This window comes from Streptomyces sp. XH2, assembly GCF_049725035.1.
Classification (GTDB): domain Bacteria; phylum Actinomycetota; class Actinomycetes; order Streptomycetales; family Streptomycetaceae; genus Streptomyces; species Streptomyces roseoverticillatus.
Window position 1 is genome coordinate 89,688 of record NZ_JBMMMZ010000009.1, and the last position, 26,468, is coordinate 116,155.

Here is a 26,468-nt window from a genome sequence, read left to right on the forward strand (position 1 = left end):
GAGGAACGAAAGATGATCCCCAACCAGTGGTATCCGATACTCCCGGCCGAGGAGGTGCGGAACGACAAGCCCACGGGCGTCCGCCGGATGGGCCAGGAGCTGGTCCTGTGGCGCGACCTCGACGGCAACCTGGTCTGCCAGGGCGCGCGCTGCCCCCACAAGGGCGCGAACCTCGCCGACGGCAGGATGAAGGGCAACTCGGTCGAGTGCCCGTACCACGGCTTCCGCTACGGGCCCGACGGCGGCTGCAAGGCCGTGCCCTCGCTCGGGTCCGGAGCCCGAATACCCGGCTCGCTCCGGGTGCCCGTGCATCCGGTGCGAGAAGCCCACGGCCTGGTGTGGCTGTGGTGGGGCGAGGAGCGCGCCGCATTGCCGGACATCCAGGCGGCTCCGGAAGTGGCGGACAACCCGAAGGTCCACTCGACGCTGCACTGGACCCGCCCGGTCCACTACACCCGCTACATCGAAAGCCTGCTCGAGTTCTACCACATCACGTACGTCCACCGTGATCACTGGTTCAACTACATCGACTACCTGTTCCTCTACGGGACCCCGCGCAAGCTGGGCCTCGACGGCAAGGAGCGCTACCTCTCGGCGACGAAGATCGTCAACCACAAGCTGGAGACCGAGGCCGACGGGCTGACGATGCGCTACTCGTTCGACCACCAGGACGAGGCGGACCCGAAGAACACGACGCACTACGTCATCACGTTCACCTTCCCCTGCCAGGTGCACGTGCGGACCGAGCAGTTCGAGGCGACGTCGTGGCTGGTTCCCGTCGACGACGGGCACACCGAGCACATCCTGCGCTGGTACGAGTACCCGGCGTTCAAACCGCTGCTCCGCTCGGAGAAGCTGCGCCGCATCCTGCCCTGGATGTCGCTGTACATGGAGAAGTGGATCCAGGACGTCCAGGACGTCCGCATCATGGAGCGCCAGGAACCGAAGATCAGCGAGGGAGGCGTCAGCAAGTTCACCCCGGTCGACGAGCTGAACGCGAAGTACTTGGCGATGCGGTCGCGCTTGATCCAGGAAGCGGCGGAGTCGAAGGGGACGGCGGCCGCTCCGCTGCCGCCCGCCGAGACACCGGAGCCCGCGGGCAAGCGCCCGGCAACGGCGAACGGCCGAAGGACACCGAAGGCGTCAGCGAACGGCGAGGGCCTGGCGGCGGTACGGACGAGCGGGGGGCGCTGAACGGGCGCACAGGGCTCCGGGGGCACCAGGGCCCCGGGGCGCTGAAGGATCGGGCTGTGCGGCCCGGCCCCACCAATCCCGCCGACAGCGACGCTGAAGGGTTGGGGTGTGAGGCCCGACCCCACCAATCCCGCCGGCAGCGACGCTGAAGAGTCGGGTTGTGAGGCTCAGCCTCACCGATCCCGCCGCAGCGACCCTGAAGGCTCGGTGTTGTGAGGCCCGGCCTCACACATCCGCCGCAGCGGCGCTCAGCCGCAACGGCGCGGACCGGCGGTGCCGAACCCCGCCAAGCCCGTCCGGGCACGGCCCGGAATGCGAAAAACCCCGGCTGGGAAGCCGGGGTTTTTCTGCTGCGCCGTGCGCGGCGGTCAGCCGCGGGCCGGCACCGGCGCCTCGGCCGCCGGCTCAACCGCGGCCGAAGCCGCAGCTTCGGCCGCGGCCGGCTTCGGGATGAGGAAGGACGTCGCCAGGGCCGCGGCCAGGATGACCACACCCGCGATCATCCCGGAGGTGTACCCCGTGGCGGATGCCGCGTCGTCCGCCGGCTGGACCGCGGTCTTCACCGCGTACAGGACGGCGAAGCTCAGACCCGCGCCCAGGTTGAACGCGCCCGCGTTGAGGCCGGGCAGGAAGCCCGGGTTCTCGCGCGGGGAGAGGACGATGCCGAGGCCGTTGAGGACGATGTTCGCCACGCCCGCGTAGGTGATGCCCACGAGGAGGGACGCCACCAGCAGCAGGGCCTTCGAGTGGGCGGGGATCGTGAGGATCATCAGCACGACGGAGGCCGCGGAGCCGACCAGGCCGATGCGCAGGACGCGGCCGTAGCCGTGGGTGGCCGCGAGGCGCCCGGCCAGCGGGCCCATGGCGAGCCCGGCCAGGGCGTACGGGGTCAGGGTCCACCAGGCGGATCCCTCGGCGCCCATGCCGAGGCCGGCGTCGGCGTCCTGGGCGAAGGCCGGGATGAGGCCGTTCATGACGGCGAAGACACCGGTCATGGTGAGGGTGGTGGTGAGCAGCGTCGCCCACGTGCCGCGCCGGCGCAGGTGCCGGGTGGCGACCAGCGGGTGCGCGGAGCGGTCCTCGGTCCGCCAGAACAGCGCGAACGCGGCGGCGGAGACGACGACGAGGACGGCGATGAGCCCCCAGTTCGCGTCGGCAAGCTTGCCGGCCTCGTTGAGGGCGACGAGCAGCGAACCGACGGACACGACGAGCAGACCGACGCCCGGCCAGTCCATCCGGTCCGCGCCGGGGACCTTGGACTCGGGGGTCAGGAACGCGGCGAGGGCGGCCGCGAGGACGGCGACGACGGCCATGACCCAGAACACGGACTGGAAGCCGTGCTCGTCGGCGAGGAACCCTCCGGCGAGGGAGTCGACGCCGGCGATGCCGCCGTTGACCGCGGTGATCACGCCGAGCAGGGTGCCGTACCGCTTGGGCTCGGTCACCTCCTGGCGCAGCATGATCAGGCACAGCGGGACGACCGGGCCGGAGAAGCCCTGCACGATCCGCCCGGCGAACAGCATGGGCACGCTCGTCGCCAGCGCCGCGATCACACAGCCGGCGGCCATGAGGACGAGCATGCCGACCAGGACCTTGCGGCGGCCGATGACGTCACCGAGCCGCGGCAGGAAGAGCGAGAACAGGGCGGCCGACGTGAAGAAGGCGGTCTGCGTGAGCCCGATCTCGGCGGAGCTGGCGCCGAGGCTGTCCTCGATGCTCTTCAGCGCGGGGCTGAGCATGCTCGCGTTGAGCTGGAAGGCGATGCAGGCGGTCAGGAGTGCGGTGACCAGCACGCCCACGCGGGCAGGGCGGTGGTCGGTAAGAGAAACGTTCATGCCTCGACGCAGGGGGTGAGTGGAGCCTCGCAACACAGCGGACGCGCTGCGCGCACACAGAAAAACCCCGGGACGACGGGGAATCCCGGAAAGGCCGCCGGAGCGTGGCCGCTCCGCCCGGACATCGGGTCGACAGATCACTGAGAGAGCACTGACCTGCGAAAACCCCCGTCGAAGGGGGTCTGTGTCCCCTCATGGTACCCGGGATTTTCCGGGCGCTTCCGGGATCGTTCGACCACGGTCGGTCATACGCCCACGCCATCCGCGGCGGGCGGCGGACGCGTGACACACGGCACACCCCGGGGCGGCCCGCGCCTCGCCCCGGATGCGGGAGCGATGAGATCCGGCCACGTTCGGCCGCCCGGCGCGATCACAGACAACCTGGCGCCTGCATTTGTCATGTACCTCGATGTCGGCACGAATGCGCTGCTCACTGCGGGTGCAGTCGGCCGACGGACGTCCACGGTGCACCCCGTGGCGCTCCTTCCGTCCGCTCCGTCCTCTCGAGGTGCCTGTGCCCACCCATCCGCCCGGATCACACGACCGACCGCTCCTGGCTCGCCGTCAGGGTTCCTCGGCTCCCGCCGTTCCCGCGGTCTCCCGGGGGTGCTCGTGACCGCCGGGAGACCGGGCGGCGGCTCATGGGCCCTCGCCCTGCCGATGCCCGACCAGAAATCGTCCTTCATCCTCACCGGCATGGCCGTCGTCCTGGTGCTGCTCCTCTGGTGGCTGATCCGGGCGGTGGCGCGGCAGGGTGGTTTCCGGCGGGCCTGCCGGCGGGTGGCCTGGGAGTTGCGGGTGACCCGGCGGGCGTTCGCCGCGCCCTTCCGTGCCCGCAGCCTGCACCGCCGCCGGGTCCGCACGCTGACGTCGTTCCTCGCCGACCCGGCCGTTCCCGCCCTGGTCGACCACGCGCTCGCCGACGCGGAGCGGGCGGCCGGGGAGGGCTGCCGCGTACCCGCGGCCGCGGTGAGCGCCGACCGGCAGCGGGTCGCGGTCGTCGTGGCCGGGCGCAGTCCGCGCGCGGCGACGGCGCCCTGGCGGGACGCCCGCGACGAACCGGGCGACTGGACGTGGTCGGCCGGGGCCGCCGCCGTCGGGACCGGTGCGGAGGCACCGCCGGCGCGGCGGACGCTACCGCTCGTCCTCGGTGTCGACCGGCTCTCGGGCGCGACGGTCGTCGCCGACTGGCTGTGCGGGCCGCCCACCGTGAGCCTGGAGGGCGACATCCGGGTGGCCCGCAGCGTCCTCCAGGCGCTGGCGGCGCAGCTCGACCTGCTCGCCGGAGGGCCGGTGGTGCAGGTCGCCCGCGGAGTGCATCCCCGTTTCCCCGGCCGCGAGCTCGACCGGATCCTCGACGAGCTGGAGACCGGACGTTCCGGTGCCGGCGACGGCGACGATCTGCCGGTGGTACTGGTCTGCTGGACCCCGTCGCCCGGCCAGTGGGAACGGCTGGCCGCGCTGTGCGCGTCGGGCCGGGTCCGCGCCCTGGTGGGCGGACGGCTGCCGGGGCACTGCTGGACCCTCCACGCCGAGCCGGGCGGGCGGCTGCTCGGGCCGGGCGCCGGCGTCGACGTGGAGTCCGCCGCGCTGAGCAGGGCGGTGGGATCCGCCGTCAAGAAGTTCCGCCGCCGCGGGACCGGCTGGTGGACCGCCCGCGACGGGCAGGTCCCGCCGACGGGCCCGGGAGGCGGTGACGGGGGCGGAGCTCTCGTGCCCGGCTCCGGCCCGGCGGAAGAGGCGGGGCCCGGTGACGTGTCCGCGCATGCTCCGGCCGGCGGGCCGGAAACGGGGCAGGAGTCCCGGCCGGCCGGGACCACACCGGCCGCGCAGGAGCCGGAGGCGGTTCCTCTCCGGGGGCCCGGTAACCCTGTCCCACCAGCAACGGCCGAGGCCGCACCCAAGACGACCGGCACGACCGCCCCTTCGGCCCCGGCCACCGCTCCCCTTCCCGGGGCCGATTCCGCGCTCCCGCCGGCGGCCGGGTCCGAGCCCGCACCCAACACAGCTGGCACGACCACTCCTTCGGCCCCGGCCACCGCTCCCCTTCCCGGGGCCACCTCTACGGTCCCGCCGGCGCCACCCGGAACCACACCCGGCACGACCGGCCAGACCGTCCTCGCCGCCCCCGGCACCGCTCCCCTTCCCGGGGCCGGTCCCGCCATCCCGCCGCCGCCCGGAACCACACCCGGCCCGACCGGAACAACCGCACACATACCCGGGGGCCCGGCCACCGCTCCCCTTCCCGGGGCCGATTCCGTCCTCCCGCCGGTGGCCGGGTCCGAGCTCGGACCCGGCACGGCCGCCGCACCCGCGGCCCCGGCTCCCCCGGCAGGGGGCGGTTCCCGGGTTCCGCCGTCGGCGGGGGCCGAGCCCACGCGCGGCGCGAGCGCACCCGTACCCGCACCCGCGGCCCCGGAGCCCGGGCCACGCGTGGGCGACTTCGCCGAGCCCGAGCCCGAGCCCGGAGCCGACGCCGGTCGCGGCGGGCAACCCCCCACGGCCACCCTCGGGCCCCCGGCCCCGGACCCGGACCCGGCCCCGGACGCAGGCGGGGCGGTCCCAGGAACCGCCCCCGCCCCCGTCCCCCGCTCCTGGCTGGAGCCGGAGCCCGAGCCCGGCTCCGGGACCGGCCCCCGTCCCGCCCCCGGCGTCTCCGCCGCCCGTACGCATCCGGATCGGACCCCCGAACACCCATGAGACTCTTCGTCAGCCTCACCTCGCCCGGCCCCGACCGGGACCTCGTCCTGGACGTCCCCGGCGGAACCACCGCCGGGGCCCTCGCCGAGCAGCTCGGCGGCCTCGGCGGCGCCGAGCCGCCCGTCCTCCACCTGGGCGACCGCCCGCTCCCGCCCGATGCCACACTCACCGCCGCCGGGCTCCGCGACGGCGTCCGGCTGGGGCTCGGCGGGCCCGCCGCCCCGGAGCCCGCCGACTACGGCGCGCCGCGTGGTGCGCTCCCGCCCCCGTCCCGCACGCCCGACGGCGAGCGCCTGCCGCGGGCGGCGGGCGTGGAGCTGCTGCTCGTCGGCGGGCGGGGAGCCGGGCGCGTCTGGGCCCTGGCGCCCGGGACGCACACCGTCGGCCCTCTGCCGGGCAGTTCCGTACGGCTGGAGGGGCGGGACGTGCCGCCCGCCGGGGTGCGGGTCACCGTGCGCCCCGACGGCACGGTCCTGCTCCACACCGGGGAGCAGGGCGCGCACGTCGCGCTCTCCCGGCCCGTCCCGCCGCCGGACCGGCCGCGCGCCGACGCGGCCCCGCTGCCCCCGGCCCCGCCGGGCGACCTCCCCGACCCGGATGCCGACACCGCCGAGCCGCTCCCGCCGGGCTGGTGCGTATGGCCGCTGGGCGGTGAGCTCGTCCTCGGGGAGTTCCTGCTGCGGGTGGCCGAGCCGACCGAGGCGGACGCCGCCCTTGCGGTCTCCGCGGACGGCGCGCACCTGGACTTCAACCGGCCGCCGCGCATCGTGCCGCCGCTGCAGCCGGAGCGGTTCGTCCTGCCCGCTCCGCCCACTCCGCCCGCCCACCGGGCGATCCCGCTGCTGATGATGCTGTCGCCGCTGGTCATGGGCATCGGCATGGTCCTCTTCCTCAAGTCGTACTACTACCTGGTGTTCGCGCTCTTCAGCCCGGTGCTGGCGCTCGCCAACCACTGGAGCGGCAAGAAGAGCGGCCGGCGCGACCACGTGGCCGCCACCGCCGCCTACCGGACGCGCCGGGCGTCGCTGGAGCAGGACGTCCGGGACAGGGTGGACCGCGAGCGTGCGCTGCGCACGGAGGCCGCCCCGGACCCGGCGACCGCGGGCCTGTGGGCCGTCGGCCCCGGCGCCCGGCTCTGGGAGCGCCAGCGTTCCCACGCCGACCATCTCCACCTGCGGGTCGGCACCGTCCGGCAGCCGTCCCTGCTGACCATCGACGACGCGGCGCGCGAGGACAACCACCGCTCCGTCCACTGGGACATCCCCGACGTGCCGGTCGGGGTGGACCTGGTGGGCGACGGGGTGCTCGGCATCGCCGGGGAGCGCGAGGCCACCGCGGCCCTCGCCCGCTGGGCCGTCGCCCAGGCGGCGATCCTGCACAGCCCGCGCGACGTCCGGATCACCGTGCTCACGGACGCCGCGGGCGCGGCCGGCTGGGAGTGGGTGCGCTGGCTGCCGCACGCCCGGCCCGGACAGGGCGGCCTCGCCGCCCCGGCCCCGGGCGGGCCGGCGGTGACCCTGGGCAACGACCCGGAGACCGTGGCCGCGCGGGTCACGGAGCTCGTCTCGGCCGTCCGGTCCCGCAGCCGCGCCCGGGAGTCGGGGATGGGCGCGACGCTGATCGCCGAGCCCGACCTGCTCGTCGTCCTCGACGGCGCACGGCACCTGCGCGACGTCCCCGGCATGATCCAGGTCCTCAAGGAGGGGCCCGCCGTGCGGGTCTTCCTGATCTGCGTCGACCGCGCGGAGCGGATGCTTCCGGAGGAGTGCGTGTCGGTCTGCTCCGTCGGGGCCCGCGAACTCACCCTGCGCCGCACGGGGCGGACCGATGTGACCACGGCCCGCCCGGACCTGGTCGACGCCGCGTGGTGCGAGCGGATCGCCCGTGCCCTGGCGCCCGTGCGCGACGTGACCCCCGACGGGTCGGACGGCCTGCCCACGGGGGTCGGCCTGCTCGGGCTGCTCGGCCTCGAACCGCCCCACGGCGACGAGCTCGTCCGCAGGTGGGAGCGGCAGCCCGCGTCCACCGGCATGCTGCTCGGCTCCGGCTACTCCGGGCCCGTCACGTTCGACCTCGTCAAGGACGGCCCGCACGCCCTGGTCGCGGGGACCACGGGAGCGGGCAAGTCCGAGCTGCTGCAGACGCTGGTGGCCACGCTCGCCGCGGCCAACCGGCCGGACGAGATGACCTTCGTGCTGGTCGACTACAAGGGCGGGAGCGCCTTCAAGGACTGCGTGCGGCTGCCGCACACCCTCGGCATGGTCACCGACCTCGACAGCCACCTCGTCGAGCGCGCCCTCACCTCGCTGGGCGCCGAACTGCTCCGGCGCGAGCACGTCCTCGCGGGGGCCGGCGCCAAGGACCACGCCGAGTACCGGGCCATGCGGCGGCGCAACCCGTCGCTCGCGCCGCTGCCCCGGCTGGTCCTGGTCATCGACGAGTTCGCCACCCTCGCCCGGGACGTGCAGGAGTTCGTCCCCGGGCTGGTCTCGATCGCCCAGCGCGGCCGTTCCCTCGGCATCCACCTGGTGCTCGCGACGCAGCGGCCCGCCGGAGTGGTGACCGCCGACATCCGGGCCAACACCAACCTGCGGATCTCCCTGCGCGTCACCGACGCCGCGGACAGCCACGACGTCCTGGAGGTCAGCGACGCCGTCGCCATCTCCGCCGCGACGCCGGGCCGGGCGCTGGCCCGCATCGGGCACCGCTCCGTCCTGCCGTTCCAGACCGCCTACGCGGGCACGCCGCGCGGGAGCGGGCCGGCGGCGGAAGGCGGAGGGGGCCCCGTGCCGGTGGAACGGCCCGTCACCGCCGCCGACATCCGCGCGACGGACGTGACGTGGGCTCAGCTCGGGCGCCCGGCGCCCGCGGCGGGGCCGGACCCCGCCGCGGAGGACGACGCCGGCGCCCTGGACGACCCCTCGGCCCCGACGGACCTCACCGCGCTCGTCGACGCGGTCCAGGAGGCCGCCGCGGACCTCGGCATCCCGCAGCAGCCCAGCCCGTGGCTGCCGCCGCTGCCGCACCGGCTCACCCTGGACGACCTGCCCGAACGGCCCGTTCCGGCGGGCCTGCCCGACGGGTACCTCGCCCCGGTGCCCTGGGCGCTCGCCGACCTGCCGGGCACCCAGCGGCAGGAGGCCCTGGAGCTGGACCTCGCCGCCTTCGGCCACCTCTACGTCATCGGGACCCCGCGGTCGGGCCGCTCCCAGGTGCTGCGCACGCTCGCGGGAGCGCTCGCCCGCCGCCACTCCACGGCGGACGTGCACCTGTACGGCATCGACGCGGGCGGCGGCGCACTCGCCGCCCTCAACCCGCTGCCGCACTGCGGGGCCGTCGTGCCGCGCGCCGACCTGGAGCGCCTCGGCCGGCTGCTCGCGCGGCTCATAGCCGAGACGGCCCGCCGCCAGGAGCTGCTGGCCGCGCACGGCGCCGCCGGGCTCGCCGAGCTCCGGTCGCTGCTGCGGCCGGAGGACCGCCCGGCACACATCGTGCTCCTCGTCGACGGCTGGGACTCGCTGGTCGCCCTCCTCGGCGACCACGACGGCGGCCGTCCCGTGCAGGAGCTCACGGCCCTCATCCGCGAGGGCGCGCCCCTGGGCATCCACGTCGTCGCCACCTCCGAGCGGGCCCTGCTGACCGGCAAGGTCGCCGCGCTCAACGACGATCGCCTGCTGCTGCGGCTGACCGACCGGTCCGAGTACACGCTCGCGGGCGTGCCGGCCAAGCGGGTCCCCGAGCTGGTGCCGCCGGGCCGCGCGTGGCGCGGCGGCAGCGGCACCGAGGTCCAGGTGGCCCTGCTGGGCCGGACCGCGGACGGCGCCGTCGCCGCACCGGCAGCCGGCCGCGACCAGGCGGAGGCGCTGCGGGAGATCGGTGCGCGGGCGGAGCGGCGCGACCACGGCGTCCCGGCCGCGCGGCGTCCCGCCAAGGTGCTCACCCTGCCCGCGAAGATCTCCTTCACGGACGCGTACGACAAGGTGCCCGAGGCGCGGCGGAGGCCGCTGTGGGGCCTGCTGGGCATCAGCGGCGACGACCTGGCCCCGCTCGGCGTGGACTTCGCGGCGGACGCCCCGTCGTTCCTGATCAGCGGCCCGCCCGGAACGGGGCGTTCTACGGCGCTGGCGTCCCTCGCGGTCTCCCTGCTGGCCGGGGGCACGCGGGTGATCGCCCTCACCCCGCGGGAATCGCCGCTGCGCGGGCTGGCCCGGCATCCGCTGGCGACCGTGCTGGAGCAGGCGGATCCGCCCGGCGAGGACGTGCGGGCCGCGCTCGACGCGGGCACCGGTCCGGCCGTGGTGCTGGTCGACGACGCGGACCTGCTGTCCTCGATGCCCGCGGCCGACGAGGTGCTGCGCGAGATCGCGGCCACCGGCCGTGACCGGGGCACCGGTCTGGCGGCCGCGGGCACGCCGGAGACGATGACCTCCGCCGGGTTCGGCTGGCTGGGGCAGGCGCGCAGGCTCCGCAAGGGCCTGCTGCTGGCCCCGCAGTCGCCGGGCGAGGGGGACATGCTCGGCGTGCGGCTCCCGTACGACATGCTGCGCGCCCGGCCCGTGCCCGGGCGCGGGCTGACGGTGGATCCGGTGACCGGGGCGCTGGTGTCCCTCCTCGTGCCGGAGACCGTGCTGCAGGGGTGAGAACGGGCGAGGCGCCCCCGGCCGGCGGGCCGGGGGCGCCTCGTGGTGCGTGCGGGACCGCGGGTCAGCCGCCGTTGGTGCTCTTGGCGATGTCCGCGTCCATCTGCGCCACGGCGGTCTTGATCTTCTGGAACTGCTCGGAGAACGTGGTGATGCCCTTCATCGCCTCGCTCAGGGACTGCGTCAGCTTCTCGTACGACATCTTCATCGCCGGGCTGCTCTGCTGCATGAACAGGCCGTTGTCGAGCAGGCCCTCGACGGTCGTCTTCGTGGACTGCAGCATCGGCACGATGTGCGTGACGGCGTCGTTCATGGTCTTGGCGACCTTGTCGATCTCGGCGTAGTCGATGCTGACATTGCCCCTGGCCATGGTTGCTCCTTGCGGTGATGCGGGTGAGGTGGTGCTGCCCCGGCCGGGCCGGCCGGGGTCGGGATGCGGCCGGAACGGCCGTGGTCGGGATGCGGCCGCAACGGCCGTGGGTCAGGATTCGAGGCGCCAGCCCGTGTCCTTGGCCGCGCTGCTGCTGACCCACTTCTCCGTGCGGCCGTCGGGGTCCTCGACGGTCTTCGTCCCGCTGCCGTCCGACTTGATCTCGACGGTCGTGGTCGTCTCGTGGCCCTTGTTGTCGACGGTCGTGTCGATGGTGCCCTTGACGGTCCGTTCCTTGCCGTTCTTGTCGGGACCGGTGGTCGTGTACGTGGTGCGGGACGTCCGCTCCCCGGTCTGGGGGTTGAAGACCGACGTGGTGTCGCCCTTGGTGGTGGTCTTCTTGCCGTCGGTGTCCGTGGTGGTGCTGTCGAAGGTGTTGGTCGTGGTCTTGCGGCCGTCCGGCTCGTCCGTCGTGGTGGAGCGGCCGTTGGAGACGGTGACGTTGCCGGCCCCGTCGGTGGACCGCGACTCGTAGGTGCCGTCGGGCCGGTACGTGGTCGTCTCGGTGCTGGTCAGACCGCTCTTCGAGGTGACCGTCGTGGTGACCGACGACAGCCTGTCGCCGTCGTACGTGTACGTGGTGGTCGTGCTGTTGCCGTTGGCGTCCTGGGTGGTCCAGGCGGCCGGCCGGTCCCCCGGGTTCTTCGGGGCGTCCGGGTCGTTCGGATCCACCTTCCCCTCGGCCACCAGCTTCTGCCAGGCGTCCCAGGCGGACTTCTGCCCCTTCCACAGGTCCGCGGCGATGGCGGCGCCCTGCTCGTTGGCGGCCTTCGCGTGCCGGGCGTCCCAGTCGAACCAGCCCTTGGCCACGTTGTCGTACAGCTCGCCGAGCTTGTCCAGCTTCTCCTCGGAGTCCCGGAAGGCTCCCCTCCAGCGGACGTAGTACTGGCGCACCGCCGTCCTGGCGCCGGGCGAGCCGAGGTCCTCGGCCGAAGCGTCGGGGGTGCGCGTGCGCGCCTCCTGGACCTGGTCCTTCAGCGAGCGGGCCTGCTTCGCCACGTCGTAGAGCAGCTCGTAGTCGACGGCTATGTCGGGCACGGTCGCTTCCTCGCAGTCGCTGGGGTCCTCACGGTCGCTGGGACCTGTCACCCCGACAGATGGCCGTCCCGCACAATCCGTTCACTCGGAACAGGAAAGACTTTCGTTCCTCCGGTGACTTTCGGCACAGAGTGAACCGAAGGGGCTCCGATCCCATCGGACAGGGTGATCGCGCGCTGTACCCGGGAGGGCAGCGCGGTGCGCAAGGGGGAAGGAAGTCCGAGGTGGCCGCGCGTCCTGGTGACTGGAGTGCCGTGGGGCTGAGCGGGGACCCGGTCCCCGGCGACCCCGCCGTCATCAACGGCCTTGCCGACACGATGCACCGGCTCGCCGTCACCGCCGGAACGATCCACGACGGCCTGAACGCGCTGCAGGACACCTCCAGCGAGGGGCAGCGGTTCATCGGCAAGACGGCGGACGCGCTGCGCGGCAAGGTGGACGAGCACCTGAACAAGTTCGCCGGATCGGTCCGCGAATCGTTCCTGATGGCCGAGCAGGCGCTGCGGACCTACGCCACCGCCGTCGCTGATGCCCAGTCAGCGGCCGACCAGGCTCTGAGCTCCGCCCAGGGGCTGGCCCAGGACGACCCCCAGCGGCAGGGGCTCACCGAGCGCGCCTCGACCGCCCGCAGCAACCTGGCCGCCGCCGTCACCCAGCTGAGTCACCAGCTCACCGAGGCGGGCGAGCGGATGCAGCAGCCGACGAGCGCCTGCGAGACGTTCTGGAAGGTCTTCGAGATCTTCACGATCATCTTCTCGGTCCTCGCCATCTTCACCGGCGGCCTCCTCGGCATCATCGCCTGGGCGATGAACGCCGTGCAGTTCGTGAAGGTCGCCGTCGACTTCAGCCAGGGCAAGGCCACGGGCCTCCAGCTGGGGCTGGCCTTCCTCGGCATGCTCTTCCCGTCCACCAAGGGCATCGGCGGCACCCTCAAGGCCATCGGCAAGGGCATCATGGCGAGCGGCAAGGGCTTCCTGTCCGAGGTGGGCCGCATCGCCCTCATGACGGGGACGAGCCGCCTGGTGGTCGCGCCCCTCCTCCTCGCCTCCAAGCTCGGCGGCGGGCTGCGCGGCTTCCTGCCCATGCTCTGGAGCGGCGTGAAGGGCCTGGGCCGCGCCGGACTCGACGACTGGGCGAAGATCACCGGGGGTGTGACGGGCGCGTGGGCCAAGGCCGGCGCCTATGGCGCGGTCACCCTGCAGCGGCTCGGCCGGTTCATGGTGGCGGCCCTGGTGCCCCTCAACTTCGCCGAGATCGGCGTCGTCGGCTTCCGGGGCGCGGCGGCCCTGGCCTTCGCCGACCGGGTCCTCGGCATTCCGCAGCATTCGCTCCGTCAGATGATGGCCCGGGCAGGCGATCTCGAATACCTGATGAAGGCCGGCGCCCCGGCGGCGGCCGGGGCAGGACGGGGCGCCTGGTCAGGCGGCCGGGCGGGCGAGCACCTCGGTGCCGGCCCGTTCGGCGGCCTCCGCTTCGGCCCCGGCTTCGGGTCGGTGTCCACCGACCTGTTCCACCTCTCGCTGACCCGGACCCCCGCCCTCGACTTCACCCAGCTGGGCTTCGCCAAGCTGGGGGACGTCCTGCTGTCGCACCCCGGCACGGCCGTGCACACCGGCACCGGCGCCACTCCCGGCCTGCACGCCGCCACGGGCCTCCTCACCCCGCCCATGCCGGAGAACTTCACGCTCGGCAAGGCCGGTCTGGCCGTACCCGCGTCGGCCGCCGGCGACTCCGCGATCACCTCCCTGACCCGCCTCGACGCCTCCCTGGGCCAGGTACGGCTCGACGGCAACCTGCTGCTCCCGGCCGACACGGCCCTCGGCGTCGTCCACGGGGCCCACCACCCCTCCGGGCTGTCCCTCCTGACGGACGCACCCGTCACGAGCCACGCCGTCGAGGCGCCGGGCGGAATCGCGCACCCCATGGGCGCCCTGGACGACAGCAGCGTCATCGCACGGGGCGCCATCGGCCACGCCGAGGACCTGGCCGACCTCAAACTCCCCGAACTCCTGGCCCTGCAGCAGGGCGACGTCACCGTGCGCAGCATCACCGCGGACGGCATCTCCCTGCGCATCGGCCGCGAGACCGACGTGACGGTCAACGCCCAGTCCCTGGCGTCGCTCGCCAACGGCTCCCACGGCGGCGTCCCGCACGGGGCGCCGAGCGCGGCGGTGCCGCACACCGGCGGCCTCCCCGGCACGGCCGGGCTCCCCGACGGCGCCGTGGCGAACGCGGCCGCGCACACGGCGGCACCGCACGGCGGGGTGCCGGGCGCCCTGCCCGCGCAGCCCGTCGCGCCCGTGACCACGCACGTCGCCTCTCCGCCGCACGGCGCGCCGGCCCCCACGGCGCACGGCGGCGCCCACGCTCCCGCCGGCACTCCGCTCAAGGACACGGTTCCGCAGCCGCCGCACGCGGTGAGCGGCGCCGACATGCCGGCGCCCGTGTCCGCGGCGAACAGCCGCGAACAGGCCCTCGCCCTCCTCAAGGGCGACGACGCCCGCCCCCGCAACGCGGGACTGAGCGCATCGGCGAACGCGCCGGCGGGCGGTGTCTCCTCCCGCGCCGCCCTGGACGCGGCCGGGGTCGCCCCCACCCGCGTGGACACCCAGGCCCTCGACCTGGTGGCCCGGCCGGGCCGCGCCACCGACACCACGGGGGCGCCCCGGCTCGCCCAGGCCGCCCCGCAGCCTCCCGTTCCCCACCCCGGGCACACCGAGCCCGCGGGCGGCGGGGCCGGACGGATGGACGCCCCGGCGGGCACGGGAGACGTCCGCCCGCCCCGGCCGTCCGCGCACGCCTCACCCCTCGGCCCGCCCGCCCCCGTACCGACGCACATCGAGGGGCACGCCGCGGCCACCGTCAGGAACCAGCTCCGGCTCTCCATCGGGCACGCCATCACGGGCGGCGCCGCGGACCGGGCGACGGCCGAGCTCCGCATGCAGCGCTACGTGGCGTACGAGCACTCCCTCGCCAACCTGCGCACCGCCCAGCGCGACGCGGGCGCCGGAGCCCCCCGGACACCCGGCGCCGGGCCTTCCAGCACGCCCGCCCGGGTGCCCTCCACGGCGGAGACCCGGCTGGACGCCGCCCTGGCGGAGGTCAAGGACGCGCGCAAGGCCCTGCGTGACCTCGGCGTCGACCCCGACGCGATGCTGAACGAGGTGCGGTCGCTGAACGTCCGCACCGTCCTGAAGAACGGCGGCGTGCCCGGCGGCGCGGAACGGCCCGACCTCTCCCGGGTGCTCGCCGACGAGGCGGCCGACAACGCGGCGCCCTCGGCGGGGCACGCATCCGACGATCTGCACGCCTCCGACGACCTGGCGGAAGGGCCCCTGGACGACCTCACCGTCCCGCACGGCGGGGAGGTGGAGACGGCACCCGTACCCCTGGGGACCGCTCCGGAGATCACCCCGGCGCCGCCGGCCCCGCACGCGGGCCCCGTGGGCCGGGTCGAGAACCGGTTCGCGGAGGCGGAGGGCCGCCGGACCCAGGACTTCGTCACCGATCCCGTGACGTTCCTCGGCGCGCAGCCCGTCTACACCGGCTTCGACCTCGGCATGAAGGCACGTATGCCCGGTCTGGGCGACGCACTCGTCAACCGGTTCGTCAAGGCGATGGGCGAGGCCCGCGAGCACTGGTTCGTCCTGGTGCGTCCGGGCGACCTCGCGGCCCGGGAAGGCACCCTGATCCTCACCCCCGCCGTGGAAAAGTACGTGCAGGCGTTCGACGAGAACCGGCTGCTCGCTCCCGCGGCACCCACGGCGTCCAAGGAGGCCGCGGAGGCCAGGGCGCTGTTCGAGGAGCTCGGCCGGGACCACCGTGACAAGCTCCTGCGCCCCATGGCCGAGGACCACTACCTCGCCTCGCAGTTCATCCCGTACAAGCCGGGCAGCTCCAAGAACACCGCGGACATCGGCAACGCCGTCATCCGGCGGAACCCCGGCGGCGGCACCGGCTCGGAGTTCGTGTTCACGCCGGACATGACGGGCTGCGCGCTCACCGTCACCGACGTCACCGAGGACAGCTTCAGGGCCTGGCACTACCAGTCGCCCAACGGCTCGGCACAGCGTCAGTTCGCCGCCGAGTTCCGGGGGAGGTTCTCCCCGACCGAGTGGTTCGGCGAATCGAGGTACCTCAGCCCGATGCCGGACTCGGCAACGCACCGCCCCGGGGCGACGAACGTCCTCTGGCGCAAGGCGGACGGCTCCTGGCACATCCTGAGCCACGAGTACCGGGCGCCGTTCACCCTGGAACTCGACGGCTTCACCGTGGCCCGCCCGCCGCGCGAGGTGCCGTTGCGCCTGACTCCGGGCGACGAACTCGCCCGCACCAAGGCCTTCTACGACGCCATGCGCGGGCAGGCCGACCTCGAACTCCAGGGCAAACTGCTGGGGCACCTGCAGACGCCCGGCATCAAGCGCACCGCGCTGATCCAGTTCCAGGAGGACGTCCTCGAACCGGTCACCCGCACCATCCTCGGGGAGGACGCGCAGCTCGCGAAGGTCTCGACCTTCGAGGAGCTCTCGACGACGGTGACGACGCTCAAGGAGCAGCGTCAGACCACGGCGAACGGCGTCAGGCGGGCCCTCCGCGACAGCCCCCTGCCGGATACGGTGAAGAACAAGATCACCTGGACCGTCGGCGAGTTCGAGAACCCCGGGTGGTTCACGGCCGTCGACGAGGCCAACGCCCGCATCCAGGCGGAGAACCACGTTCTGGCTGAGGCCCAACTGCCGGGGCACACCGGTACGGCGACGCCCACCGGTGCCGGCGGGGCCGGAGCCGTCGCTCCGGCCCCGCACGTGACGGAATCCGGTCCCGTCACTCCGGTCACTCACCCGGCAGGGCCCGGCCCCTCCCCCACGGCCACCCATCCCGCAGAGGCCGGCTCCGCCCCTACGGCCACCCACCCGGCAGAGGGCGAAGCGCCCGCACCTGCCCCGCCCGTGTCCCGGGACAAGGGCAAGGGGCGGGCCGACGCCTTCCCGTCACCCGACGGGCACCCCGGTGCCCGGGAGGCGGCACTCGCCATGCAGGAGCGGAGCCGGATCCGCCGGGAGATCATCGTCGGCGGCACGACCGGTCACGAGGCCGAGAACCGCCTCGCCGCATGGACCGGCTACGAGAGGGCCCGCACCAACCTGGGCGAGCTGCAGGAGCGCGCCGATCGGGAGCTCACGGCCACCTCTTCCAGCGGGTTCACAGAGCGTCAGCGGTTCCTCCGGTCCGAAGTCGACGCCGCCGAGATCGAACTGATGCACGCGGAGAACAGCCTGCGTGAGCTCGGCATCGACCCGAGGGCGACGAGCGACCGGATCGACGAGGCCGTGGCGAGGATCCGGACCGGAGACGGGACGGCGCTCGGCGGTTCGCGGCGCGGCGAGCTGCCGCACACCGGTTCGACGCAGCCGGATCCGGCGCACCCGGTCAACGGGGCGACGAACTCCGGCGCGACGGACTCCGGCGCGCCGGCGAGCGGCATGGACGAGCCGGTGCCGGACGAGGCCGTGCCCCACGAGGTCATACCTGACGAGGTCGTGCCCGGCGGGCTCGCGGAGACCGCGCCCGGTCCCGTCCACGCGCCGGAGCCGGTCGCCGCCCCCGCCCCGCGGCCCGTGCCGGCCGTGGGGCAGGTCGACAACCTCTTCGGCGCGCTGGAAGGCGCCCGGTCCGAGGCGTTCTCCACCGACCCCGTGCGGTTCCTCAACGAGCACCCCGTGTCCACCGAGCTCTCCCGGGGCATCCGGGAGCGGATGCCGGGACTGAGCCTCGCGCAGAGCAATGCCTTCGTGGACCAGATGGGTGGCTGGAACCAGCACTGGTTCGTCCTGCACCGGGACAACAGCCTCCCGTTCAGCGAACGCGCCGTGGTGCTCACACCGGCGGTGGAACGGTACGTGCAGGCGTTCGACAGCGGTGAGCTCTTCCCCGATCTCGCCCTCGTGCCCGACAGGACCCGGGAACTGTTCGACGGCCTCCGCTCGCACCCCGGTCTCCTCCGCCCCCTGTCCGACGACCACTACCTCTCCGCGCACTACATCCCGTACAAGACGGGCATCGCCAAGAAGGACGGCGACATCGGCAACGCCGTCATCCCCCGCACCCCGCGGGAAGGAACCGGCTCCGGGTTCGTCTTCACGCCGGAGATGAACGGCTGCGCGATCGCCGTCACCGACGTCACCGAGGACACCTTCAAGGCCTGGCACTACCAGTCCCCCGGAGGCGAGGCCGCCAACGCGTACGCCGCGAGGTTCCGCGCGGGGCGCGGTGGCGACGGCTTCAACGGGCCCGCCACGCCGGAACGCGCGGTGCGGGACTGGTTCGGTGACGCGATGTACCTGACGCCGGAGCACGGTTCCCGGCGGTGGAAGGGTGCCACGAACATCCTCTGGCGCAGGGAGGACGGCACGTGGCACGTGGTGAGCCAGGAGTACCGGGCGACCGTCTCCGGGCACGGCCTGGAGGACATCGCCCTGCGCCGGGGCACCAGGACCTTCCCGCTCGACCTCACCGGCGGCAACACGCTCGCGTACACCCGGCGGATCTACGACGGCATGCGGGTCGAGGACGTCCTGGAGATCGAGGGGGAGCTCGTCTCCGCCTTCGCGACGCTCAGCCGCAGCAACCCCGGGCTGGCGGGGACCCTGCAGAGGAACGTCCTCGACAGGATCTTCGGCGCCCGGATGGCCGAAGAGCGCGCGCTTGCGGAGGCCGGTGACTTCACGGCGCTCGCGCAAACCGCGCAGGACCTCGGGGCCTCGCGCCTCAGAACCGTGGAATCCCTCCGGCAGGTCCTGAACGGCACCGCGCTGGACGCCCCCTTGAGGGCCCGGCTCGACGGCATCCTGGAGCGCTTCGGGAACCCGCGCTGGACCGGTGAGCTGAGGGCGGAGGCCGAGGCCCGGCTCAGCGCCCAGGCTCCGGAGCACGCCCCTGTCCACGTTCCCGAAGGCGCCCCTGCCCACGTTCCCGAGAACACTCCTGTCCACGTTCCCGACGACGTCCCCGCCCCCGGCTCCGTCCCCGACCCCGAGCTCGGAACGCTTCGGATCTCCGAGCCCACGGCCGGCCCCGACCCGGCCGACCTGCCGGTGATCCGGGCCCGGGACGCGTACGCGGAGGCGTACGCCGAGCGTGGCCGGGCCCAGTTCGAGCTCAACGAGTGGAACCAGCGGTTCGCCGGCGGGGCGGGGCCGTCGACCCGGCCGTCGGGGCCGGCGGAGCCCGAGCTCCGGCTCGCGGCCGCCGAAGAGCGGCTGAACGAGGCCGCAGCGGCCCTGGAAAGCCTCGGCGTCAGCCCGCAGGCCGTGCGGGCGGAGATCGAGGAGGCCATCACGAGCAGCGGGAAGAAGGGCAAGGGCCTGCCCGGCGGCATGCGGTGGACCGACCCCGGCGAGGCAGGCCCGGGCACCGGGACGGCCGGAGCGCCGTCCGGCGGGCCTTCGCCGGCCGGTCTTCCCCACCAGGCCCCCGAAGCGGAGACCTCGGCACCTCCGGCCCACGGCCACGCGGCTCCCTCGGACGCGGGCCCGCCCGGTGCCGCGGCCGGGCACCCGGTCCTCGACGACATCGTGCCGGACACCGCGCTCGCTCCTGCCCCGGCCCCGCCGGCGCATGTCGTCGCGCCGGCCCCGTCGCCGCTGATGAGTCTCGCGCCGCAGGACGAACGGCTCACCCGGGCCTTCGCCACGGGGCCCGAGGCCTTCCTCGCCTCGCACGTGGTCTCCGTGCGCTTCCACGAGAACATCGCGTCGAGGTCACCCTGGCTGAACAGCGCTGACATCGCGGGGTTCCTGGACAAGCTGGACACCTGGGAGGGCCGCCACTGGTTCGTGCTCCACCGGGCCGAGGGCGGGCCGGGCCCGGGCACCGCCGTGATGCTCACCCCGGCCGTCGAGAAGTACATCCAGGTGGACGCGGGGCGCGCCGGGCTGGCCAAGTACGCCGGATCCCCTCCCCCGGTGGCGCCGGACGGTGACTACCTGTCCCCGCTGTTCCTCCCGTACATGAGCGGCCTCCCGGAGGTGAGCGCGGACGGAGCCGGCGTCTCGCGGATCGGGAACGTCCGTGTTCCCAGGGTGCCCGGCGAGCACCCCGGGTCCGAATTCGTCGTGACCCCCACCATGAACGGCTGCGCCCTGGCCGTCACGAACGTCGACGAGACCGGGTTCACGGCCTGGCACTTCCAGTCCCCCGGCAGCAGCCAGGGTGCCGACATGCGCTTCCGGCTGCACCAGGACCGCCGGGTGACCGACTGGTTCGGCGACGCGGAGTACGAGACGCCGGTCAAGCGGGGGCAGTACCAGGCCGCCAACATGCTCTGGCACGACAGGGCCACCGGCCGGTGGAAGATCATCAGCCAGGAGAGCGACATGCTCTACAGCAACAGGGGGGAATGGCTCGGGCTCTCCAGGACGAACGACCTCACCCGTGAGCTCCGGCTGGAACCCGGCGGTGAGCTGGCCTACACGAAGACGATCTACGAGGGGCTGGAGGCCACGTACCGGCGGAGGGTCGACCTGGCGCTGGAGAAGATCGACAACAAGGCCGTCTGGAGCAAGGAGCAGTACAAGCTCCTGACCAGCGATCTCATCACCCCGTACAGGCGGCGCATGGACGAGTTCCGCAGGCGGCTGACGGCCCAGCAGGACTTCGCCGGACTCGCCGACCTGGCCGCTGCCGTCAGGGAGAGGCAGACACTGACGGAGGAGAACATCGGGCACACCGTCGATTCCTGGGCCAAACTCCTCAAGCCCTTGGAGTCCCAGGGGGGGCTGGGGGCCCTGTGGGGGACGTCCAAGCCCTTCGAGACGCGCATGGACAACCTCCGTGTGTTCCTGCGCGAGTACCACAACGTGGGCTGGGCCGAACAGCTGCGCTCCGAGGCGCGCGGCCGCATCGCGCCACCCCCGCAACCCGGGGCGAACGGCTGATGAGAAGTTGTGATCACCACCGGCGCAGCCCGGTCCCGCCCCTGTACCCCTGACGGAGCCCCCGTGACAGTCCCCGCCCAGCCGACCGCCACCCACCGGGTGGGCACCGGCGACCCCACTGACCACCCCGGCCTCGCGTCCGCCCTGGCCGCGGCGGCCGAGGGCGACGAGATACGCATCGCCCCCGGCGTCTACCGGGAGGCGGTGCGGATCGAGCGCGGTGTGACGCTGCGCGCCCTCGGCGCGGAAGCCGGCGGACACGCCGGGGCCGTGGTCCTGGCCGCTCCCGGTGACGGCCGGCCCGCCCTCGAAGTGGCGGCGGGCGCACGGGTGGTGGTCGACGGGCTCGTGGCCGAGGGGGACGCCGCCGACCGGCCCGCCGTCGTGCTCGCGGGCGGCCGCACGGAGTGGACCGGCGGCCGGATCGGCACCGGGCGGCTGGAGGTGCACGGGAACGCCGCGCTCGCCATGACGGACACGACCCTGACCGGCGCCGCGCTCGCCGGGATGCTGCTGCGCACCGCCGGAGCCGTCGCCTTCACCGACTGCCGGCTGCACGGCACCGACGGCACGGGGATCGTCGTGGGCGGGTCGACCCGGGTCAGACTGCTGCGCACCGGCATCCGGGGCACCACCGGTTCCGCGATCCGGGTCCGGGAGGACTCCGCCGTCACCCTGCACGACTGCCTGATCGACGGGGCCGGACGGAGCGGGCTGCTCGTCGAGGACCAGGGCTCCGCGCTGCTCGCCGACTGCCGCGTCAGGGCGTGCGCGACGGACGCCGTGCGGGTCCTGGGCAGTTCCCCCGGGGCGGAGGCGGCGGACCCGCAGGCGGCCGACGGCGGGGTCCGGCTGCGCGACTGCGAACTCTCGGGCAACGGCGGGGACTCGGTGCGCGCCGGCGGCCGCGGCGAGGTGGAACTCGCCTTCTGCACCCTGCGCGACAGCGGCGGCTCCGGCGTCAGTGCCGGGGACGACGCCCGGGTCCGGGTCACCGGCACCCGGATCGTGCGCACCGGGGCCGCGGCCGTCGCCGTCCACGGTTCCGCCCGGCTCACCGCCCGCGAAGCCGTGATCCGCTCGTCGGCGGCCAACGGCCTCGTCGCCGCCGACCACTCCGTCGTGCAGCTCGACGACAGCGCCATGGACGAGTGCGCCTACAGCCTCGTCCACGCGGGGGGCAGCGCCGAGGTCCGGCTCCGGGGGCTCCGCATCACCAGGACCCCCGAACACGGCGCTCACCTGGTCGCCGACGCGCGGGCCGTCATCGAGAGCACCTGGATCAGCGACTGCGGCATGTCCGGGGTGGACCTCGCCGGCTCCGTACGCGCCGAACTGCGGGGCGTCGCCGTGCACCGCACGCGCAACGGCGTGACCGCCGCGAGCCGGGGACGGACCCTGCTGCACGGCTGCGAGATCGCCGACAGCGAGCGCGCCGCCGCGGTACTCGGCCCCGGAGACCAGGAGGTCACGGGCGGCAGCCTGGTGCGGGCGGGCACCGCGGGCCTCGTCGTCGAGTCCGGCGCCGCGCCCCGCGTCACCGGCCTGGAGATCCGGGACGCCGCGGGCTCGGGCGTGGTCGTCGCGGGCGGCGCCGAGCCGCGGCTGAGCGGGGTGCGCGTGCTGCGGCCGGCGAAGAACGGGCTGATCGTCGACTCCGGCGGCAGCGGCGTCTTCGAGGAGTGCGAGATCGTCTCCCCCGGCTTCCCGGCCGTCCACCTCGCCGGAACCGCCGCCCCGGTCCTGCGCCGCATCCGGGTGCAGGACGCCGACGAGGACCTGAGCGGCGACCCCGAGGCCGCGCCGACGGTGGAGGAGTGCGTCTCCGTCCGCGTCACGTCACCGCAGTGGCCCGGCCTCGCCGGCGCCCCGGGCCGGAAGAGGGCCCTGCCCGCCGGAGCGGGCGGCCCCGCGGCCGGCACGGTCACGGACGCCGACGGCGACGGCGGCCGGGACGAGGCGGCGGAGCCCGAGGAGAGTCTCGACGACCTCCTCGGCGAGCTCGACCGCCTGATCGGGCTCCGCCGTGTCAAGCAGGACGTCGCCTCGCTCGTGAAGCTCATGCGGATGGTCCACCGCCGCGAGGCCGCCGGGCTCGCCGCCCCGCCGCTCAGCCGCCACCTGGTCTTCGCCGGGAACCCGGGCACCGGCAAGACCACCGTCGCCCGCCTCTACGGCCGCATCCTCGCCGCCGTCGGGCTGCTGGAGCGCGGCCACCTCGTCGAGGCCGACCGCTCCTCCCTGGTCGGCGAGTACGTCGGGCACACCGGCCCGAAGACCCAGCGGGTCTTCCAGGAGGCCATGGGCGGCGTGCTCTTCATCGACGAGGCGTACTCGCTCGCGCCCGCCGCGGGCGGCGGCAACGACTTCGCGCAGGAGGCGGTCGCCACGCTGGTGAAGCTGATGGAGGATCACCGCGACGCCGTCGTGGTGATCGTGGCGGGCTACCCGGACGAGATGGAGCACTTCATCGACTCCAACCCCGGCCTCGCCTCCCGTTTCAACCGCACCCTGCTCTTCGAGGACTACGACGACGCGGAGCTGGTGCGGATCGTGGAACAGCACGCCGACTCCCACCAGTACGAGCTCACGGAGGACGCGCGGGAGGCCCTCGGCGCCCACTTCTCGCGGGTCCCCCGCGACCACCGGTTCGGCAACGGCCGCTCCGCCCGCCAGGCCTTCCAGGCCATGACGGAGCGTCAGGCGTACCGGGTCGCCGAGATCGAGGCGCCGTCGGAGGCGGACCTCGTCACCCTCACCGGGCAGGACGTACCGGAGCCGGCGGGGGCGGCCGACGCGGCCGCGGGAGCGGCACCGGGCGGGACGGCGTAGCGCCGTTCCGGCCGGTGCCGCCGGGCGGCAGGACGTGGCGGGGCGGCAGAGCGTGGCGGACTGTGGCTCAGCCGATCTGCCACTTCTGCTTCTTGGCGCCGTTGCAGGTCTGCAGCTGGAGCCGCAGTCCCTTCGAGCCGCTGTCCGCGGCCTCGACGCACTTGCCGGACTTGGAGTTCACCAGGGACCCGTCCCGCTGGATCGCGAAGGCCTGGGTGGGCTTGCCGTTGCAGTCGGCGAGCTGGACGGCGGCTCCGTCCGCCGTCGAGCCCCGCTGGGTGTCCAGGCAGAGCTTGTCGTCGTAGAGGGACCAGACCTCGCCGTCCGGCCGGAACTCGAAGCGCTGGTTCCGGTCCCCGGAGCAGTCGTCGAGCTCCAGCGGCGCGCCCTCCTTGGACTTGCCGCCGACGATGTCCACGCAGCGCTTCGCGGCGAAGCCCATGACCGGCCCCTTGATCCTGCCGTCGTCCAGCTTCGGGGGACGCGGGATCTCCGGCTTGGCCGGCTGGACGACGCCCTTCTTCGGGGGCTCCTGCGGCAGCGGCTTGATCCCGCCGTCCCTGAAGGCCGTGCCGGGATCGTCGTGGCCGGAGCCGGAGGACCCTCCGGAGCCGGAACCCGTGCTCCCGGAACTGCCGGAACTGCCGGAGCCGGAGGAGCCTGTCGATCCGGTCGACCCGGATGACCCGGTTGCCCCGGACGATCCGGTCGACCCGGACGACCCGCCGGAACCGGAAGCCGAGCCGCCCCCGGAACCCCCGGATCCGGCCGCGGACGTCGACGGGGAGCCGGAGGGCTGCCCCGACCCGCCCTTGCCACCGGTGGCGGCACCGCCGCTGCCCGCCGGCTGTCCCGGCCCGGCGCCCTTGTCCGCGTCCTTGGGACGGCCGGACGCCGAGGAGCCGCCGCCACCGGGCTTCCCCGGCTCCCTGGACGGCTCCTTGGCCGCAGCGACCTTCTTCGTGTCGTCCGAGGTGAACTGGATCTGCTTCGCCAGCGGAACGGCGCCCACGGCGAGTGCCGTCACCGCCGCGGCGGAGGCGAAGGTGATCCACACCCGCCGGCCCGGCAGCAGCCCTCGCCGGGGTATGGACGGACGTCTCGCGAAGACCGCGGAGAAGCCGTCCCGAAGGCCCGTGTCCTCGGGTGACCCTGACGGCCCGTTCGATCCGTTCGGCCTGTTCGTGCGCTCGGGTGACACATCATCTCCGTTGTGGGTGCGAAGCGGTGACGGCAGCGGCCGGCCCGGCCGCGCGGCGCTGCGTCCCGGGCCGTGCATCGTCCACTTCATAGGAGGATATTTCGCGCCAGTGGGATCCGTTTCCCGGCGATCACTTCGACAGAAGGCGATCGGTTCGACAGAAGTGACTGCCAGGATGCCGCCAGCGGTCTGACCAGGTTGCGCCCGAAACGCCCCGGGAGGAATCTGGAAGAGAGGCCTTGGGGCGCCTCGGTAGTACGGGGTGAATGATTCAACACCGGGATGTGAGCACGGTGGTTGATGCTGCAACCAGGCACGGGAGCAAGGGCGGAAAAGAGCCGGCACGCGACTCCCCCGGCACCCGCCGTGACGAGACGTACCGCCGCGACACTCCCCGCCACCGGGTCCGGATCCCCGGCTTCGCGCGTGAAGACGCGGAGACCGGGCTGGGCGACGCCCTCGCCCGGGTGACCACGGCGGCGGGGTTCCGCCCCTGCGGCGGCTGCGCCCGCAGGGCCGCAGCGCTGAACCGGTGGATGGCGTTCGGCGGCGGACGGAACCGCTGAAGCACCACGCATGAGGCAGCACGTCTACGACGCGAACGCGCATCACGACGCGTACACGAGATGGCGGCCTGAGGGCCGCTCCGGCCGCGGAGCCGGACAGAGTGTGCCCGAGGAGGGACCGATGAACCCCGAGACCCCTGACACCGAGGCGGAAGCCGAGGTGCGCCCCTCGCCCTCCGCCGCCGTCATGCCCGACCCCGAGGATCCGCGCCCCGCGCCCGTCCGGCCCACCGTCACCCAAGCCTGCTGCGACTGCGCCACAGCCGGCCCCCTCGACGGCAGCGGGGAGGACAGCGGTGCCGGGGGCTACGTCTACGTCCTGGGCCGCGTCCACGCCGTCTTCCCCGACCTGTCCGTGCAGCGCGAGTTCCTCCAGGTGGCGGGCGCCGGCGGCACCACCTACACCACCGACGCAGACGCGCTCTACCGCGTCCTCTCCGCCCCGGAGAACCGCTACATCGCACGGCAGATGTGCTACGTCCTCGCCGTCCAGGGCGTCGACACCTACATCCTGGAGCCCGGCGACCCCACCGTGCTGGACGACCTGCTGGAGGCCCTGCGCCCGGTCGAGGACCAGCGCGACCTCGCCGTGATCGTCGGCTATCTCGGCCCGGTCGCACCCCCGGACGCCTGTCAGGGACTTTCCGTCCGGATCGTCGGAGTCCAGCACGTCTGGGCCTTCGACAGCAGGGAGCTGATCCAGGCGATCGACCGGCCCGACGACACCTCCGGCGAGGAGTTCGAAAGGTCGGCCGGAGCTCTGCTCGACCGGTTGCTCCAGCTCAGCGACAACGCAGGCACAGAACCGACCGACCGGGCTCTGAACTTCCTGACCGTAAGGGACCAGGAGATCTACCGGAAGACCAACCAGAAATACAGAGAGGGTTACACCCTCTCCGCGGTGGAGGCCCGGCCCTCCCGGCTCAGCGCCGGGTCGCAGACCGTCATCACAGCCGTTTTCTCCTACACCCACCTCCAGACCAACGTCACCGAGAAGTGGTTCACCCGCGTCGGCCTCGCCGGACTCTTCCCCTTCCGGGTGACCCCGCTTCAGAGCTACTACAGCCGATGACGACGAGAGAGAATGAGGCGAACC

At 73.9% G+C, this 26,468-nt stretch carries 11 protein-coding genes; 7 read left to right on the forward strand and 4 right to left on the reverse strand.

Annotated elements, in window-relative coordinates:
• The first annotated feature begins 12 nt into the window (after positions 1-12).
• Positions 13-1,194 (forward strand): Rieske 2Fe-2S domain-containing protein, encoded by a 1,182-nt coding sequence (locus ACOTKD_RS19485; protein ID WP_424890246.1) that lies wholly within the window; start codon positions 13-15, stop codon positions 1,192-1,194.
• A gap of 368 nt (positions 1,195-1,562) precedes the next feature.
• Here the strand turns inward: ACOTKD_RS19485 and ACOTKD_RS19490 are convergent, their stop codons facing one another.
• Complete coding sequence (locus ACOTKD_RS19490) at positions 1,563-3,029, reverse strand: MFS transporter (RefSeq protein ID WP_424890247.1); 1,467 nt, start codon at positions 3,027-3,029, stop codon at positions 1,563-1,565.
• Between the two features lie 612 nt (positions 3,030-3,641).
• Between ACOTKD_RS19490 and ACOTKD_RS19495 the strand changes: the two genes are divergently transcribed.
• On the forward strand, positions 3,642-5,729 hold the full coding sequence (locus ACOTKD_RS19495) for a hypothetical protein (protein WP_424890248.1): 2,088 nt from the start codon (positions 3,642-3,644) through the stop codon (positions 5,727-5,729).
• A complete protein-coding gene (locus ACOTKD_RS19500) occupies positions 5,726-10,369 on the forward strand; it encodes an FtsK/SpoIIIE domain-containing protein (protein ID WP_424890249.1) in 4,644 nt (1,547 codons plus the stop codon). The genes ACOTKD_RS19495 and ACOTKD_RS19500 overlap by 4 nt, the downstream gene beginning before the upstream one ends.
• Before the next feature lie 64 nt (positions 10,370-10,433).
• On the opposite strand, the gene ACOTKD_RS19505 is transcribed toward ACOTKD_RS19500, so the two are convergent.
• Positions 10,434-10,739, reverse strand: coding sequence for a hypothetical protein (locus ACOTKD_RS19505; protein WP_424890250.1), 306 nt, complete (start codon positions 10,737-10,739; stop codon positions 10,434-10,436).
• Positions 10,740-10,850: 111 nt separating this feature from the next.
• Positions 10,851-11,837 carry a WXG100 family type VII secretion target gene (locus ACOTKD_RS19510; protein ID WP_424890251.1) on the reverse strand — a complete coding sequence of 329 codons (987 nt, stop codon included), beginning with the start codon at positions 11,835-11,837 and terminating at the stop codon, positions 10,851-10,853.
• Positions 11,838-12,061: 224 nt separating this feature from the next.
• Here ACOTKD_RS19510 and ACOTKD_RS19515 point away from each other — a divergent pair, with 224 nt between their 5' ends.
• Positions 12,062-20,773 (forward strand): hypothetical protein, encoded by an 8,712-nt coding sequence (locus ACOTKD_RS19515; RefSeq protein ID WP_424890252.1) that lies wholly within the window; start codon positions 12,062-12,064, stop codon positions 20,771-20,773.
• A gap of 63 nt (positions 20,774-20,836) precedes the next feature.
• Positions 20,837-23,605, forward strand: a complete 2,769-nt coding sequence (locus ACOTKD_RS19520) for a right-handed parallel beta-helix repeat-containing protein (RefSeq protein WP_424890253.1) — start codon at positions 20,837-20,839, stop codon at positions 23,603-23,605.
• Positions 23,606-23,672: 67 nt separating this feature from the next.
• Here ACOTKD_RS19520 and ACOTKD_RS19525 read toward each other — a convergent pair whose 3' ends face one another.
• Complete coding sequence (locus ACOTKD_RS19525) at positions 23,673-24,662, reverse strand: ricin-type beta-trefoil lectin domain protein (protein WP_424890254.1); 990 nt, start codon at positions 24,660-24,662, stop codon at positions 23,673-23,675.
• Between the two features lie 437 nt (positions 24,663-25,099).
• Between ACOTKD_RS19525 and ACOTKD_RS19530 the strand changes: the two genes are divergently transcribed.
• Both ACOTKD_RS19530 and ACOTKD_RS19535 read left to right on the forward strand, forming a co-directional pair.
• Positions 25,100-25,372: a hypothetical protein gene (locus tag ACOTKD_RS19530; RefSeq protein WP_424890255.1), complete on the forward strand. Its 273-nt coding sequence runs from the start codon at positions 25,100-25,102 to the stop codon at positions 25,370-25,372.
• Positions 25,373-25,493: 121 nt separating this feature from the next.
• Positions 25,494-26,444, forward strand: coding sequence for a hypothetical protein (locus ACOTKD_RS19535; protein WP_424890256.1), 951 nt, complete (start codon positions 25,494-25,496; stop codon positions 26,442-26,444).
• Positions 26,445-26,468 lie beyond the last annotated feature (24 nt).